Here is a 15663-nt window from a genome sequence, read left to right as displayed (position 1 = left end):
CTATCCAATGCCACGTTATCGTCGCGTAAACATCGACGGAAAGTCGTTGTATAAGACCGAAACCCACACCACTGCCGCGGCACTTTTGCCAGGCACTGCTGCAGTCATCAACGCCAGCGATGAATTCGCTCAGGCTACCGCGCTAAAGGGCCGAATCTACATCATCGATGTTGCCTACCATCAGGGGTTGAAAATCACCGAGGCGGTTCCTGCTGGCGACTCTGCTGTAGGCAACTACGTGGAGGAAGGCCGTGAATTGGCGCTGCTCTGCGTACCTGGCGCGTATAAGAAAGATAGCCCGATCAAGCTTGGCGCTAACGGCCAATTCACCCTGGCAACTGCTGACACTGATTCAGTGATCGGTTACAGCCAGGACGAAGCCACCATCGCTGCCGGCGCTACCGATTTCATCCGCGTGCGTATGCGCGTTGGCACTGTCGCCGCTGGCGCTTAAAAGAAGGATAAACGCACATGTATTTCTCCAAAGAGACATTGGCTGCTAATAGCCGCCTCGGTGGCCACTGGAATGAACTGTGGGCTAACCGAAACATTTGGAACGCCCAGCACAATGCAATGCTCGCCGCAAACCGTGCGCATATGACGCCTGAAATGCTGGCGTGTAATGCTGTAGGTGGTTTCGCTCGCGAATTCTGGGCTGAAATCGATAACCAGATCCTCCAACTGCGCGACCAGGAAGACGGTATGGAAATCATCAATGATTTGATGGGTGTCCAGACTATTCTTTCTGTTGGTAAAACTGCAAAACTCTATAATGTTGTTGGTGATATTGCTGATGATGTCTCAGTAAGCATTGACGGCCAGGCGCCGTTCTCATTCGATCACACTGAATATGATAGCGACGGTGACCCGATCCCTGTCTTCACTGCAGGTTATGGGGTTAACTGGCGGCACGCTGCTGGCCTTAATTCCGTGGGTGTTGATCTGGTTCTGGATTCTCAGTCTGCTAAGTTGCGTAAAGTCAATAAGCGCCGGGTGGCCTATTACCTTGGCGGCGATGAAAAAATTCAGGTTCAGGGCTACCCAGCTCAAGGCCTGAAGAACCACCGCAACAGCAAAAAGCTCAACCTGGGCGCCGGTGCCGGCGGCGCTAATATCGATCTGACCACCGCGACGATGACTCAGTTGTTCGAGTTCTTCGGTAAGGGGGCTTTCGGTACGTTGGCACGCGTTAACAAAGTTTCTCAGTACGACGTGATGTGGGTATCCCCGGAAATCTGGGCTAACCTGGCGCAGCCATACGTGGTAAACGGTGTTGTGAGCGGCAATGTATTGCAAGCGGTAATGCCATTTGCACCGGTGAAAGAGATTCGCCAGACGTTCGCGCTGAAAGGCAACGAGTTTATCGCATACGTTCGCCGCAAAGATGTGATTTCCCCGCTGGTTGGCATGGCTCAGGGCGTTATTCCTTTGCCACGTCCACTTCCGAACGTTAACTACAACTTCCAGATCATGTCTGCTGAAGGTCTGCAAATCACTGCAGACGATCAGGGGCTTTCCGGTGTTGTCTACGGCGCCAATCTGGCATAAGGGGAAAACATGGCTAAATACGAAGTTATTCGCCCCTGGAATGGCGTAGAGATCGGGGATGTGTTGGAACTGGAAAAGCTTCACCCAGCGCTGAAATCTAACGTTCGGTTGATGCGTGGCGCGGCCGGCGGTGAACTGACCCCGGCCACACCGGATGCCGGCAACGAAACAAAGTCGCGCAAGGATGCTATCAAGGCGCGGCTCACTGATCTGGGGATTGAGTTCAAAGGCAACCTCGGCGAAGAAAAGCTCGCTGAACTGTTGCCGGAAGGCGAGCTCGAAAATCTGTTCCCCGCTGAATAACAGCCGCCGCTAAGGCGGTTTTTTTATGCCCCGTTTCGGCGGGGCTTCTTCGTACAGGAATCAGCCATGGTGACTAAAGAAAAGGCCAAGGAATATCTGGAGTCACAGGGTATCACCTTGCCTGATTTCGTCCTGGATGCGCTGGTGGAGCAGGTGAACAGCATTCAGGAATGTCTGGATGCGAATTACCCAGCATCCACAGCGTTACTCATCCAACTCTATCTTCTCGGGCTAATGGGATTAGGGCAGGGCGATAAATACATCAGCTCTCAAACGGCGCCAAGCGGGGCATCGCGTTCGTTCCGCTATCAGTCATTTAGTGATCGCTGGAAAGGGGCGCTGAACCTGCTGCGTGGGCTGGATAAAAAAGGGTGCGCTACAGGTCTGATTCCACCTGACCCAACAAACAAGGCTTTTGCCGGTGTCTGGATCGGCAAGGGCGGCTGCATGTGCGGTGGTGGTTGATGGCATGGATACCTGTCGCCGAACGGTTACCAAAGCCTTTTGAACGCGTCTGGGTGAAGACTGACACGGACAGGCAAACCACGGGATTCGTTAACGACCGCGGTGAGTGGAAATTTAATTGCCCGAAAATCGCGGCAGAACGGCCTGCGGTGATTAGCTGGAGAGAGTGACATGTCATCATTAGCCATTTGGTCATATACGGCTGAGGCCACGATATGGCGCAATCTAGGCAGTAGTGAAGCGGGCGATCCTCTAGGTTGGACTCCGCCTGAAATTATCATGTGCGATTACCAGGGCGGACTCTCGGCGAAGCTGAATAATATCGGTTCGGAAATCACTGTAAAAAACACTGTGTGGACTGAATTCACCGAAGCTAAGAAAGGCGACTATCTGCTTATCGGCGTGTCTACCATGGTAGACCCGATCGCCGCGGGTGCCGATGAGGTGGTGCAGGTGATCCGCTATGCCGACACGTTTGAACGCCTGGCGGAGGATATAGCCATTCTGACGGGAGTGTAGCGATGGGCGTAAAGATAAAGGGTATCAAAGAGGCCCAGCAGCGCCTTGATGCCGTGGTTGAGGATGTCAGGACGAGAAAGGCGGTCAGGGCTATCAAAACAGCGCTGTTTATCATCGGCAATGAGGCTGCCCTGATGACCCCAATAGGTAAAACCTCGGTACTGCTTAACTCGCAATACCAGGACACCCCCGTAGTGAATGGAACACGCATCACTGGGCGTATCGGGTATTCGGCTAACTATGCGGTCTATGTTCATAACGCCAGTGGCATCCTAAAAGGGCTGCCGCGTCCTAAGTCGCAAGGAGGCGGTAATTATTGGGATCCATCTGGTGAACCTAAATTCCTCACCAAGGCCGCAGAGAAAACTCGCGGGCAGGTGGACGAGATAATCAGGAAGGAGATGATGCTGTGACACCTCCAATGTATCTCCGCCTACGAAATCTTTTCGAGAGTGCGGGCCTATCCGCGGGGCTCACCATCCAAACGCTGATGTGGAACGACACGGGCAAGCTATCAGACACCTTCATCGTGTTCCGGCCTGGTGGTGGTTCAGATATTCAATACGACCGCGGCGGAGATTTCTTCGTAATGGTCGATATTGTCGGGGCCAAAGGGAAGAACGCAGAAGCAGATGCCGCGGCGAACAAAATCGCCGATTACATCAGCAGCCAACAGGGCGCTGATAGCTGTGTTGGCGCCATGCGTCTGCTCGGAGGCTCTCCAACGCCAATCCCATCAGCAGAGGGGCGATTAATCTACCGACTTTTAGTCTGCTGCACCTACGGCGAATAACGCACATATCTATCCATCAGGCTGCCTATGGGCGGCCTTTTTTATTTGAAGAGGTAACACATGCAAGGTTGTGCAAATGATACCGGCAAGCTGATCGGTAAAGTCGCGGTGCTGCGTATGGCTTTCGGCTGTGCTGACACGCTGCCGGCACTGAGTGACTGGAAGCGCCTCGGCGCGCTGACCACCAAGGGCTTCGACTTTTCGCCAAACTCCGTGACGTCTGAAGCGGACGACGCGAAAGGGCTGGTGGAGAACCTGGTAACCAACATGGATTTCACCATTTCCGGTGAAGGTGAATTCCGCCGTAAAGACAAAACCACTGAGATCGGCGCGCTCAACATCTCCAAGTACATTTTCGATGAAGTCCAGGCTGGCCGGCAGCCGTCGATCTGGGTGCGCTTCGATTTCGTCGGCGAAGACTCCGGCACCTACATCATGGGCTACTTCAACACTACGTCGTGGTCTGGTGATTTTGGTACGAGCGACATTTCCACTTTCTCCGGCGAGTGGAAAGTTGCTGATGCCGATACTGTCGTGTTTGAAGTCGCCGCGGATGTACCGGTTACCGGGGTGACAGTGGCGCCAGCAACAGCAAGCATTGCTGTAGGGGCGACTCAACAGCTTACCGCTACCGTGGCGCCGGCAGATGCCAGCGATAAAACCGGCACCTGGTCATCCTCGGCAACCGGTAAGGCCACCGTCAATCAGTCAGGTCTCGTTACTGGCGTTTCTGCTGGCGCGGCCACAATCACGTTTACCACCAATGATGGCGCTAAAACATCAACCAGCGCGATCACCGTTACCGCGTGACTATCACAAAGGGCGTACTGCGCCCTTGATGATAATTATTCGAGGCATCTCATGATACCAATCACTGAATTAGGCGAGATGGTCATCACCGATGCCGATCGCGATTACTTCCTTCGACCTTCGTTCGCAAACATAACCCGCATAGGTTCGCCAGTGGAGATTGTAGAGCGATTTGCTGAACTCCATACCAGTGAGGCGCCAAGGTTACTTGAAGCCGCTGTTGAGGCATACGGTGAGGTTCCTGGGTGGTTGCTGGCATACATCAACGCGCCGTCATTCAGTAGCTCAGCAATATACGCCGGGATGATCGTCATGCAGGCATGCTGTGATGATGACCTTAGCGCGCTGGTGGGGGAGTTGCGGCCAAGTAAGCGAGGTAAGAGGGCTTTCGTGTTCCGCCGCGGCAAGATGCCGGCGAGCGATATCATCGTAATCGGCCAGTCGCTGATCACTCACGGCATCATCGGCAAGGCAAAGATACGCAAGCTGCAGCGACACGAGTCGAACAGCTACGTGAGCGAGTTCAACGCCTTCGAGTACATCAGTGCAGCGCGCAATCATTTCAATATGCCTCGCGCCGAAGCAGAGCGCCTTTCGATGACTGAGTTTCAGTTGCTGCTGGCGGCAAAATACCCAGAGCAGAAAGGCTTCACGCGCGAAGAGTACGATCAGGTGATGGGCGAAGATGAGAAGCGCTGGCAGGCGATGATGGCAAAGCGGTGTGGAACAGATTCTGTAAGTAACTTTTAGGTTACATGACCTGCTACGGCGGGTTTTTTTATGCCCGGAGAACACCAAATGGCAGAACAAGACGGCGGCAGCCTTGTCTATCAGGTCGATATCGACACTGCAAAAATGATTACCGGGAGCCGCAGGGCATCTGTGGTCCTCGGGGAGATGGAGAAGCAATCAGGAAAAGCGGACGCCAGCCTATCGAAACTTGAACGTCAGGCAGGAACAGCAGGGGCAACCTTGGGAACGCTGTCTCGTGTAGCCGCTGCTGTTACAGCCGCTCTATCATTTCGTGAGGTATTGTCATATGCCGACGCATGGACGACGCTCAACAACAAACTGGCAAACGCAGTAAGAGCCAACGAGACTCTTGCTGACGTAACTGAGCGAGTCTTTCAGATCACTCAAGATACACGCTCAAGCTTGAACGGTACTGCGACACTTTATTCTCGCCTTGAGCGCGCCACACGAAGCTATAACACCTCAGCTGACGATCTCGCTAAGTTAACGACTATTATCAACCAGGGATTTGTCGTATCTGGCGCTACAGCTCAAGAGGCTGAAGGGGCCATAGTTCAATTATCTCAGGGCTTGGCTTCTGGCGTGCTGAGAGGGCAGGAATATAACTCTGTAGCCGAACAAGGTAGCCGTCTGTCCATTGCTCTGGCCGACTCTCTTGGCGTTAGCATCGGTCAGCTTCGTGTGATGGCCGCGCAAGGTAAATTGACTACGGATGTAGTTGTAAAAGGGCTTTTGTCACAAGGTGATGCGATTGGGAGAGAGTTCGCCAAGACCACAATGACTATAAGCCAGGCAAGCCAAATTGCCGGCAACAACATCACCAAATTTATCGGTAGTTCAACAACGGTAAAAACCGGCGTGATGGTCTTCAACGATGCTGTTATCACCCTGAGCGAGAATCTTACAGCTGTATCCAACGTGATATTGGCAATCACTGCCGTGATTGGTTCTCGATATGTTTCCGCATTAACTGCCGCTACAGCAGCAACGATAGCCAATACGGCCGCAGCGGTTAGGGCAGCTATAGCACAAGGATCACTTAGAGCGGCATTGGTCGCAGCCCTAACCCCTCTGGGTGGACTAGTCGGAGCTGCAACCCTTGCGTCTGCGGCTATCTTCTATTTCTACCAGAGGGCGCAGCAAGCCAAGCAAGAGGCAATAGATTTTGCCGATAAACTCGATGGTGTTATCGCAAAAATGCGCACCATGAGTAGCGTTCAGTTGGCCGCTGAAATAGACAAGGCCAGCCAGTCAATCAGGCTTCAATCTGAAGAATTGAAAGGCAGCGAGGCGCGACTCACTGATCTGACATCCAGATTAGAGAGCGCAAAGGCTGCCGTTGCAGGTTTAGGTCAAAATAACCTGTTCTATTCTGATGCGGTGTCGAAAGTTAACCAGTTAGAAAGTGAGCATATCCAGTTAACTGCTCAGGTAGATTCAGAGCAAACAAAGTTAAGTCAAACAATCAGTAAAACCGGAATATTGCGCGCCCAGATGAACGGGACATTCCAACAGGGTATAGACTTGCTGAAGCGTGATGGGCATGAGGCGAGTGTTACTGCGGGCTTGTTTGGCCAGCTCGGAGACGCTATTAACTTTGCTGGCAGGGCTAAAGAAAAGTTTAACTCGCAAAGCCTCATCGTTGAACGGCCTAAAAACGTTCAGGACTACCTGGATAAGCTGAATGATCAGGTTGAAATTCAGGGCGAACTAAACGATAGGAAGCGCGCCCAGCTCAAGGCAGAGAAGGACATCAGAGCGCTCGGCGGTAGTGAGCAAGACGTAATGCTGGCACGCGAAAGGGCAGGAGCTGAGTTCGATGCAACGAAGGCAATTCAAGAGCAGAAGAAGGCGACTAAGGAAGGAATAGCGGAGGGCAAGAAGTCAGCCAACCAGGCAGAAAGCGTTGCTCAGAAGCTGGCAAACCTTAAGCAGCAGTCAGAGCTTGCGGCGGGATCAACAAGTGAGCTTAGCCGAGAGCAGGCGATCCTGACCGCACAGCAATCACTGGGAAAAGGAGCTACACAGGCCCAGATCGCTGAGGCTGGTGCTTACGCTGCCAAAAAGTGGGACACAGCCAACGCTATCAAGGCGCAGGCTGCAGCAGAGAAGCTACTCCCGGAAGCCAAAGAGTACGCCAGCTACGCGCAGGACGTGAAGGATTTAAACACGGCGTTGGCTGCTAAGAAAATCAGCCTGGAGCAGTACAACACCACGGCTGAGCAACTGGAGCAACAGCATCAGGTTAACTTGGCAAAAATCCGGGCTGAAGCTGTGGTAACTCCTCAACAGCAAGCCGCCGGAATGGTTGACCCAGTGCAACAGCTTGCCAATGAAAACGCGCAGAAGTTGGCGTTGATTCAGCAGTTTGAAAATGATGGGACGTTAGCGCATGACCAGGCCTTAGCGTTGCGAACTGCTGCAGATCGCCAGTATGAGCAGCAGAGGACAGAGGCACAATGGCAGCTATTGAGCCAGCAAAGCCTTGGTTACAACATGCTGACGAGCGCTGTTGATGCCTTCTCGGGTAATGCATCAAACGCAATTACTGGCCTGCTTACCGGCACGATGTCGGCACAAGAGGCTATGCGGTCGCTTGGTAACACCATCCTGAACAGCGTGATAAACAGCATCGTTCAGGTGGGTGTGGAGGCGTTGAAAAACTACATCCTCGGCCAGACGCTTGGCGCCGCATCCGTGGCCTCATCTGTAGGTATGGCTGCAACAACGGCTTCAGCCTGGGCGCCGGCGGCCGCAATGGCATCACTGGCAACTCTTGGCGCTAACGCAGCTCCAGCGGCTGCTGGGATAACCTCAACCGTTGGGTTGGCTGGTGGTCTGGCTTTGGCTGGCGCGCGTTATAACGGCGGCCCTGTGAGCGCAGGCGCGATGTACCAGGTAGGTGAGCGAGGAAAGCCAGAGATTTACCAGGCGAGCACTGGTAAGCAGTACATGATCCCCGGTGACAACGGCAAGGTGATTAGCAACAAGCAGATGACCGGCGGCGGCAGTGCGGCGCCAACCATCATTATCGAAAACTACTCATCCGGTGCTGGTGTAATGGATACCCAGGCCAGCAAAGGTGCTGATGGTGGCGATGTGGTGCGCATTGTGCTGGCAGATCTGCAGCAGGGTGGGCAAATCAGCCAGGGTATATCCCAGTATCACCAGGCGCCTCGCAAAGCCACTGAATAGCAGCACTCAAACCTCCATAACCCGCTTATGCGGGTTTTTTATTACCGGGAGAAAACCGTGGCAATATCTTATCCCGACTGGCTATCACTTCCCCAGAAGGCCAACAAGAGTCGCACGATTGATGCCGGGTTCCGCACCGATCAGCCAGCAGTGGGCGCGCCGATATTCCAGCGTCTGACAGATGACCTCAAAACCACCTGGTCGCTGACGTGGATTTTCACGCTGCAAGAGGATCGGGCATTCGAGCAGTGGTATCGCAGTCCTCGTTACCTGGATAACGGTAATCAGTGGTTCACGATGCTGTGCAATCTGGGGGGCTCTGGCCTGCAACTGCAGGAACTGCATTTTGTGGCACCGCCGGTGCAAACGAGCATCAACGGCAACACGACTACATGGACCGCGAGCGTAATCACCCGGAAGGTCTACAACCCGGATGATGAGTTCTCAGACGTCATTGTTGAGCTGCCGCCGTATCAGTGGGGAATCATTGATGAAGTGGTTAACCGCGACATGCCGGAGTATTGAATGCCTACCTTACGAGAATTTCAGTCACAGCGGCCCAACCGGATCATCTACGACACGATGACGTTTAACCATCCGGCATTTGGTGTTCTCCGACTAGTGGCAAACCAGATATACCCAAAGACGTTCGCCGGCCAGGTGTTTTCACCGTGTCGAATGGAGGTCGCAGAGAGTCAGCAGAGCAGCACTCCGGTGATCAACTCAACAGTGAAATTCGGGCGCTTGGCACAGGACTTTAAGCAGCAGCTGAAGCTGTGGCGCGCGCACTCACGCATAACGCCTATCTCTGCCACGTATCAGCGTTTCGATGCGGCGGACATGAACACGCCGCTGAAGTCTTGGACGCTGTATGTGAAAGATGCCTCTCTCGATGAGGCTGACGTAACGTGCTCGCTCACGCTGCAGAACCCGCTAAACAACAACATCGGCTTCCTCTACAACACCACTGAATTCCCAGGACTCGCCAATGCATAAATCTGACTTCATTCACACCATGGGGGGTAAGCCGTGGCGCGATCGGGCGTGCTCGTTCGATGCGGCTGATTGCTGGGGACTGGTGGTGCTGTATTACCGGCATGTGCTCGGCATAGAGATACACCAAACTCCGGGCTACGAAGCCGGTAGCGACTTCCTGACGTGTTTTTCCGGTGATGTTGTGTTCTGGCATCAGGCCAAGAAAGCAGCCGACGGTAGCATTTTTATTGCGTATTACGGCGGTCAGCCAGCTCACGTCGGTTTGGTCATTGATGGGCAAGCATTCCATAGCCGCGGCGAAGCGGGGCATGTGCGCTTTGACAAGCTGCGGACGCTGGAGCGAGTTTTCACCAAATTGGAGTTTTACGACTATGCCGTTGATCGAAGTTCAGCGCGTGCCGGGGTTGCCAAAAGAACGTCACAACCTTCCCGCCGGCAGTATGTTCTATCCCTGGCTGAAATCCGCCAACCTTCATTGCGATGTTGAAATTCTGCGTAACGGCGTAAAGCTGCAGCCCGATGAAGAGTTGAATTTCCCGCTCAACGATGGCGACGTGATCAGCGTGTTCGACCAGCCGAAAAGCGGCACCATTGGTAAAGTGCTAAGCCCGATTTTTGCCCCAATCAAGTTCGTTCAAAAAATCCTGACGTCATTGCTCGGCCAGCCAAGCGCGGGCGTGGCGACAAGCAGCAACGCAAAGACATCACCTAATAATAGCCTGAAAGGGCAAACCAACATTGCGCGAAACGGTGAGGCAAAGCCTGACAACTATGGCCAGGTGCGTGCGTACCCTGACCTGATTCAGGAGTCGCTGTTCGAGTACGACAACAACATCAAGAAAGTCACCGAGTGGATGAACTTCGGTCTGGGACGATATGACTGGACGTCAGTAAGGTACTCAGAATCGAACCTCGGAGCGTTGGCTGGCGCCTCATACCGCATCTTCCAGCCAGGCGAGAATATCCCGCTGATCAATGAGGGGTTCGCTTTCGACGACATTGACGGCCAGGAGCTTCCTGGGCCGAACGAGAGCGGTGATTTTCCTGCAGAAACGGCGACGACAACCACCGATATGGTTTCTGGCGAGATCATCACCGGACAGGCAAAGGTGAAAATCAAGCAGAACAGCGACTTTGATTACTTCTATGACCTGCCTAAGCCTCATTCTGTATCGTTCGTCGTCAATGTCACCTACAACACGGTGTCGGGGCCGGTAACTCGCGATATCACGGTATTTGCCGATCTCTTCAGTGCGACGACAACAGACGATGGCGCCCCAGTGAACCCACAGTATTTCTACGAGTTCACGTTTGTAAATCTGGGCGGCAACGATATCAGCCAGATCCCCGACGACGCGGTAATCAACACGTCGATATTCACGCTTAACGACAATGAACCGCTGGTAATTGGCCCATCATTCTCTCCGGTTGATGGGACTCAGCTTTGGGTACATCTGCAGGCGCAATTGGGACATGGAGACTACGCCAGAACCAGCGTCACCTTCTGGAAGGTTGATGATGATAACAACCAGATACCCGGCACGCTGGAAAGCTACAACGTCGGGCTGAATAACGATGACGAGAACGCGGATACAAAGTATAGGACGTTCAAATTCACGCCAGTGTCTGGCAATGGCCGCTATGCGGTAACGTTCATCCGCACCAATAACAGTAACGATCACTCAATCCTGAAGGTCGAAGCTGTTCACATCGTCAGGACGCGCACCAACGTTGTTTACCCGAATGACACGCTCGTAACCGTCACTGTCACTGCGACAGAACGAGCTACCAGTGCAAGGGAGCGAAAATATAACGCTCTAATCACCCGGCACGTCATCAGTTACAACCTGGCCACACAGACAGTCGATTACACAGAAAGGCCGTCACGCTCGTTTGCAGACGCTGTATTACACACCTGGCTAAAAATGGGCGGTCAGCCAGAGTCGAGCATCGACATCTACGAACTTTACTCTATCGCGGCATCGTTGCCGGATCGGCGCCTGGGCTATTTCGATTACACCTTCGATGACGAAGATATCTCGCTGGGCTCTCGGATTCAGACGATCTGTGATGCGGCCACTGTGACGGCGTTCTGGGATGGCGGGGTATTGTCCTTCACACGCGATGAGCGGAAGCCAAACGCAACGACGATATTCAACCGCGCCAACATGAAAGCGGAGGATTACAGCCTTTCCTACGACATGACTCTCCCCGGTGGTTTTGATGGGGTAGAGGTCAAGTATCGAAACCCGGTCACGAATAAACAGGCATTCATACGCTACCGGATCGTCGGCAACTCGATTGAAGAGGGGGAACCGGTAAAGGCGAAGAAATTCGACATGCTGTTTATCCGCAATTCGTTCCAAGCACGGGATCGGGGATTGAAAGAAGTTCGCCGGCTTCTGTATTCACGCCAAACGATGGCTATCCGAGCGCTTGCCGATGGGGAATGGGTGAATGTCGGCCAGATGGTGCAGGTAGCCGATATCTACGACGCTAACCAGCAGGATGGCTATATCGTCGCGCGTAACGGTAACAACTTCGATACTAGTGAACGGATCGAGTGGTCCGGGGATATGTTTGTCGTCATCACTGATGCAAATGGCACCCCATCGGCGCGTGTTCAGGCATACCCCCGTAGCGATACGACATTCGGTTTTACCGCTCCAGTACCAGCAATAAATCTCAATATATTTGACGGATATAACGTCCAGTCTCCGTCTCGCTACGTTATTGCCACGCAAATGGAGATGGACGCAACTAAGTGGACGATCACAGAAAAGAAACCGAATGGCGACGGGACTACCTCGTTAACCATGTCTGAATACAACGATGAAATGTATAATTACGAGGTAACTGAATAAATGGCTACCACACCGACAAATAAGCCAATCCCTAGCGAGGATGTGAGGGATTTAAAATTCAACTCAGGAAAAATTGATGAGATAGTTAGTTCAAGCAACAGAACATATATCGATAGGTTTGGTGTTGAACGATATACATGGAAAGGGGCTCTTGATAATATAGCGCCATTAGGTAAACCTTGGACATTACAAGAGGCTCAAGCCGCTATATCTGCGGGAGAGATCGCAGATGGCGCTTATTTTTTTGTATGGTCTGATGACACGAACTCAGTAGCAGACGTTTATCAAAACGTTGGTGGTGTAGCCACTAAAACAGGGAAAAGTTATCCTAGCAGTGAGTTCATATCAGAACTCGATGCTAGGACAAAGAATCAAACGCTTTCAGGCGGCTTCTTTAACGGAATGTCAATTACGTCCGCTGCAGCAGACATTGATGGAGTGTGTATTTATCTTACTGTTGAAAATGGCGATGTTTATGTTGCCACAAAAACAGGAATGGTTTCATCTTCGGCAAATGCTGTAGTAGCAAATAAATCTCTATCGTATGGGTTTTATAATGGTATTCCAGCAATACAGTTAACAACTGACGCTGAAGGGAAAATAATTTCATTGTTCACCGCAAAAGGTGAGTCTGTTAGCAATGGAGATATTCTCATTGACATTGAATATGATTTTGGTGGTCAGTCCAATGCGCTTTGCTATGGTTTTGTTGATGGAAGGCCTGCTGCAAAGGTTGTTGTTGATATAAAAACAGGAACCGTTTCTGAGATTGTTTCTTCCAGCGGTGATATTTATAGCTACAACAATAATCTACTAATCAAGCTAACTGATATTGGAAGTGATACAGGTGGTGTTGATAGGGATTTCATTTACTCAGGAAAACAAAAAAGCTACTTGGGTCAGGCGTCATCTTACAGCGAGCCTAACAGCAATATCGTTTATATATTTATTGACGAAGGACAATCAAACTCATGGGGGCAGGGATCAGGTGGTGTTCCGACGATAGCTGGGAACCCTATTTACCCTGGCAATGCATTAATGCTGAACACCGGAGTAAGGGCTGTTAGCACGAAGGCAACCAGCTTAGTGCCCCTGATTGAAACTCAGAGTGGTCAGTTGAGTGAAACATCATGCTCATCGTGGGTTAATCACACGATACGTGACGTTGAAGCGTTGACTGGAGTCATGCCTACGATTGTCGCAATAAATGCAAGCCTTGGAGGTCAGCAATACTATCAACTGACACGGGGCCAGGATACGTACAAGCGATTCCAGATAGCTCTACAGTCAGCAACCGATTTGATAATTAACCTTGGGAAAAGGCCTGTTGTTGCTGCATTCCGCTGGATGCAAGGAGAGAATGAAGTTGATATTCAGGCTAGGACAAAGCAAGAGTATGAGTCTCAACTTCGTCAGCTTCAACGGTTTAAAACTGATGATGTTAAGATGATAACCGGACAGCATGAAGATCCCGTTTTCTTCATAAATCAAATATCGTGGCCGAGCACATATCCCGAGGGGTTGTGGAGGCAGCCAATTAAAGAGGCTCAGTTACTGAGATCAGAGAGGATCTTACCAGTGGGGCCAATTTATCAGTATCCAATGTCTGACCATATTCATATGAATTCATGGGGTAGAAACTATCTTGGTCAATGTTTGGCTATCGCAACAGTAAATGAGGTTTTTGGTGCTTCAAGCACGCCCATGGCACCTTGTGACTATTATTTTGTTGGTGATAATGTGCTGAGGGTTAAAGTTTCTACGCAATATCCTCCACTTGTTTTTGATACATCAGGTATAATCTCAATGGATGGGCTTGATAATTATGGTTTTGATTTCGATGATTACACTGAATCGCCACCAGAAATAACTGATGTTTCCTTGGTTTCTGCTGATGTGATTGAAGTTACGTTAAACAAAAAGCCAGCACGATCTTGGCGACTCGCATATGCTATGAAAAAATCAGATATTGACCGTGCAGGCCCTATTACAGGAGCGAGAGGTTGTCTCAGAGATAGCTCTGGTCATAAAAACATTTACGACAATGCAGTTACAACTTTCAACTTCTGTCCTTCATTCATTATCAACTCAAAATAAGGTGATATCATGCTGCTTGTTAGAACTAACTCCAAATCTGCATTTTCTGGGAACAATATACCAGTGTTCAAAGTAACTAAGGCAGAGGAGGAGCTTTTTAACCTCGGTGTTTCGTCATGGATTGAGACCGGGGAACGTTTCATCAGGACAAATGGCGCAGGGGTTGTAACCGGAGTTCTTGATCGTGCAAATAGCGATGTTCTTGTACCTGTATCATCAGCTCCAACAAAAATTAACGCTGGAATTCCAGCTTTGCATTTCAATAACACGCCTGTGCGAGGCGGTGTTGATGTTTTTGCAGATACGAATATTCAGACGATTGTTACTGTGATGCGTGCGAGCCTGGGTACTGTTGACACGATTATCGGAAGCCAGGCTGCTGACAATAAGCCATTAATGCTGTTTGTCGATCGTCCTGATGATTCAAAAATGCGCTACTTGCAGCATTTTCCTGATAACCAGATCAACTCTACAAAGCCGGTAAAAGGCATCGGCTGGTTCTCATGCGTTATTACCTACAACCTGCCAAACCCACAGGCTGTGTTTTATGTTAACGGCGAACAGGTAACGGCGCCTGGACCGGTTACTGGTGCTCTATCAACTGCTGCCGGCGCACGTAAAATCGTAGTGGGCGGAGCTGGCCCGCTGGGCGCACAGTCGCCGGGTACATTTGATTTTGCGTTATCAATCGTCATTCCAAATGTCGACGCGTATCGCGATCAAACTGCACTTGCGAAAATCAATGCGTATCTTGCCGAATTTATGCCGCGATTAACCGCATAAGAGGCTATCGATACAGAGTAGCGAAATCGAATGCGATGGATGCATCTACGGCCGCTCCCTGGGTTTCAAACGGCACTTCTGAGACAAGCGGCCAGCGCCCTTTATGCCAAACATAAAGCCAGTGCTGGCCTTCTTCGTCCTCACGGATCGCGAACATCGGAGGGCTATTCTGTTGTGGCTCTGGGTATCTGTCGTTTTCGTTGAGAATGAAGATCTGCCGGCCGGCGAGGGTGATGCTGCCCATTGCTCTGCTCCGCTGGTGGGGGTGCAATAATGGTAGCCTATGGAAGAGGAGTGTTGGATTTATGGGGCATGTATGGGGCAAAAAATTACCGCAAAACGATACAACTACCTGCTAAGTAGTGGCTCGACTTGCGGTAATGCTTTGTCAATAACCGTGATTCCTTACTACTTCCAATCAATTTCCGCTTTTACGGCTGCCTATCCTCAACAAGCCGGACTGGGCCAGGTAGGTGTTTGAATTAGAAGGGTAATTATGTCACTTAAAAGATGCTTGGGGCATCTGTGGGGCATTGC

Annotated in this window: 16 protein-coding genes and 1 pseudogene; 16 read left to right on the top strand and 1 reads right to left on the bottom strand. The window is 51.3% G+C overall.

What is annotated here, in order from left to right; translation table 11 throughout:
* Positions 1-7 precede the first annotated feature (7 nt).
* From QOL81_RS02285 to QOL81_RS02210, 16 genes and pseudogenes are all read left to right on the top strand, one after another.
* A complete protein-coding gene (locus QOL81_RS02285; RefSeq protein ID WP_283439612.1) occupies positions 8-454 on the top strand; it encodes a gp53 minor capsid family protein in 447 nt (148 codons plus the stop codon).
* A gap of 17 nt (positions 455-471) precedes the next feature.
* On the top strand, positions 472-1548 hold the full coding sequence (locus tag QOL81_RS02280; RefSeq protein ID WP_197791633.1) for a major capsid protein: 1077 nt from the start codon (positions 472-474) through the stop codon (positions 1546-1548).
* 9 nt (positions 1549-1557) lie between these two features.
* Positions 1558-1851, top strand: a complete 294-nt coding sequence (locus QOL81_RS02275) for a hypothetical protein (RefSeq protein ID WP_060429454.1) — start codon at positions 1558-1560, stop codon at positions 1849-1851.
* Positions 1852-1917: 66 nt separating this feature from the next.
* Positions 1918-2316, top strand: a complete 399-nt coding sequence (locus QOL81_RS02270; protein ID WP_197803591.1) for a DUF7370 family protein — start codon at positions 1918-1920, stop codon at positions 2314-2316.
* A 171-nt stretch (positions 2317-2487) separates the two neighbouring features.
* The gene (locus QOL81_RS02265; RefSeq protein ID WP_283439611.1) at positions 2488-2835 is read left to right on the top strand and encodes a hypothetical protein; all 348 of its coding nucleotides are present in this window, start codon (positions 2488-2490) and stop codon (positions 2833-2835) included.
* Positions 2836-2837: 2 nt separating this feature from the next.
* Positions 2838-3248 carry an HK97 gp10 family phage protein gene (locus tag QOL81_RS02260; RefSeq protein ID WP_283439610.1) on the top strand — a complete coding sequence of 137 codons (411 nt, stop codon included), beginning with the start codon at positions 2838-2840 and terminating at the stop codon, positions 3246-3248.
* Positions 3245-3628, top strand: coding sequence for a phage tail termination protein (locus QOL81_RS02255; protein ID WP_283439609.1), 384 nt, complete (start codon positions 3245-3247; stop codon positions 3626-3628). The genes QOL81_RS02260 and QOL81_RS02255 overlap by 4 nt, the downstream gene beginning before the upstream one ends.
* Before the next feature lie 60 nt (positions 3629-3688).
* Positions 3689-4438 (top strand): Ig-like domain-containing protein, encoded by a 750-nt coding sequence (locus QOL81_RS02250; RefSeq protein ID WP_041033806.1) that lies wholly within the window; start codon positions 3689-3691, stop codon positions 4436-4438.
* Positions 4439-4489: 51 nt separating this feature from the next.
* Positions 4490-5188, top strand: a complete 699-nt coding sequence (locus tag QOL81_RS02245) for a DUF6246 family protein (protein ID WP_283439608.1) — start codon at positions 4490-4492, stop codon at positions 5186-5188.
* Positions 5189-5236: 48 nt separating this feature from the next.
* Positions 5237-8386 carry a tape measure protein gene (locus QOL81_RS02240; protein ID WP_283439607.1) on the top strand — a complete coding sequence of 1050 codons (3150 nt, stop codon included), beginning with the start codon at positions 5237-5239 and terminating at the stop codon, positions 8384-8386.
* A gap of 27 nt (positions 8387-8413) precedes the next feature.
* Positions 8414-8911 (top strand): hypothetical protein, encoded by a 498-nt coding sequence (locus QOL81_RS02235; RefSeq protein WP_502950661.1) that lies wholly within the window; start codon positions 8414-8416, stop codon positions 8909-8911.
* Entirely contained in the window at positions 8912-9382 is a 471-nt protein-coding gene (locus QOL81_RS02230; RefSeq protein ID WP_283439605.1) for a DUF1833 family protein, read from the top strand. It begins immediately after the preceding gene.
* Positions 9383-9401: 19 nt separating this feature from the next.
* Positions 9402-9755, top strand: a pseudogene (locus tag QOL81_RS02225) (NlpC/P60 family protein); the annotation flags it as partial.
* Positions 9754-12246 carry a host specificity factor TipJ family phage tail protein gene (locus QOL81_RS02220; protein ID WP_283439604.1) on the top strand — a complete coding sequence of 831 codons (2493 nt, stop codon included), beginning with the start codon at positions 9754-9756 and terminating at the stop codon, positions 12244-12246. The pseudogene QOL81_RS02225 and the gene QOL81_RS02220, both read left to right, overlap by 2 nt.
* Entirely contained in the window at positions 12247-14343 is a 2097-nt protein-coding gene (locus tag QOL81_RS02215; protein WP_283439603.1) for a periplasmic substrate-binding domain-containing protein, read from the top strand.
* 9 nt (positions 14344-14352) lie between these two features.
* On the top strand, positions 14353-15126 hold the full coding sequence (locus QOL81_RS02210; protein ID WP_283439602.1) for a LamG domain-containing protein: 774 nt from the start codon (positions 14353-14355) through the stop codon (positions 15124-15126).
* Positions 15127-15130: 4 nt separating this feature from the next.
* On the opposite strand, the gene QOL81_RS02205 is transcribed toward QOL81_RS02210, so the two are convergent.
* The gene (locus QOL81_RS02205) at positions 15131-15370 is read right to left on the bottom strand and encodes a hypothetical protein (protein WP_283439601.1); all 240 of its coding nucleotides are present in this window, start codon (positions 15368-15370) and stop codon (positions 15131-15133) included.
* Positions 15371-15663: the final 293 nt, after the last annotated feature.

The sequence above is a fragment of the Serratia sp. CC22-02 genome, from assembly GCF_900182895.1.
Classification (GTDB): domain Bacteria; phylum Pseudomonadota; class Gammaproteobacteria; order Enterobacterales; family Enterobacteriaceae; genus Serratia; species Serratia nevei.
The sequence above is the reverse complement of the archived record's forward strand: the minus strand, read 5'-3'. Positions and strand labels throughout refer to the sequence as shown.